Annotated in this window: 1 protein-coding gene; it reads left to right on the plus strand. The window is 42.4% G+C overall.

Annotated elements, in window-relative coordinates; genetic code table 11:
* Positions 1-29: 29 nt before the first annotated feature.
* Complete coding sequence (locus EXZ60_RS18940) at positions 30-563, plus strand: cysteine hydrolase family protein (protein WP_064626947.1); 534 nt, start codon at positions 30-32, stop codon at positions 561-563.
* The last annotated feature ends 125 nt before the right edge of the window (positions 564-688 follow it).

Here is a 688-nt window from a genome sequence, read left to right on the forward strand (position 1 = left end):
GGCGTTAGCCTTATTCAAAAGGAGATTCTATGAAATCAGCAGTTCTTGTTATTGATGTGCAGAATATTTTGTTTGACCCAACACCTCAACCGTTTGAAAGAAATGAGGTTTTAACTCGCATCAATAAAGTCACAGATTGGGCGCGCCAAAAGGATATCTCAGTCATCTTTATCCAACATGAACAAACTGGGACGCCAATCGAATATGGCAGTGAAGGTTGGCAATTACAGTCATCATTACACGTTGAAAGTAGTGACCATTTTATACGCAAAACAACGCCAGATTCGTTTTTACGAACAAACTTGGAGTCGTTGCTGCAAGAACTCTGTATTGAGCATCTTTATATCTGCGGCTACGCCACAGAGTTTTGTGTAGATACAACTACGCGACGAGCTGCTGGTTTAGGTTACTCGGTGGATTTGATATCAGATGCTCACACAACTCAAAGCAAATCTCATTTGTCAGGTGAGCAAATCCGAGTACATCACAATGCAACATTGCCGAGTATTTCTAGTTTTGGTGTCAAGATTACAGCTGTATCGACACAATCTTTGACGTCATAAGGCTAACAAACGGCTCAAGAGGGATTGCCAACGCTTGGCGGCTTTAGTGCAAAATTGAAGTTCAGTGTTTACAGTGTGTTTTTTGAGTTCGGCGGTGCGTTGTCAACCCCTTAGCCGGGCGTTAT

This window comes from Vibrio sp. 1151_11 (assembly GCF_029478525.1).
Lineage (GTDB): Bacteria > Pseudomonadota > Gammaproteobacteria > Enterobacterales > Vibrionaceae > Vibrio > Vibrio anguillarum.

Excerpts from the sequence above, each read along its gene's own strand:
- EXZ60_RS18940 (WP_064626947.1), top strand. The coding sequence starts at position 30 with ATGAAATCAGCAGTTCTTGTTATTGATGTGCAGAATATTTTGTTTGAC.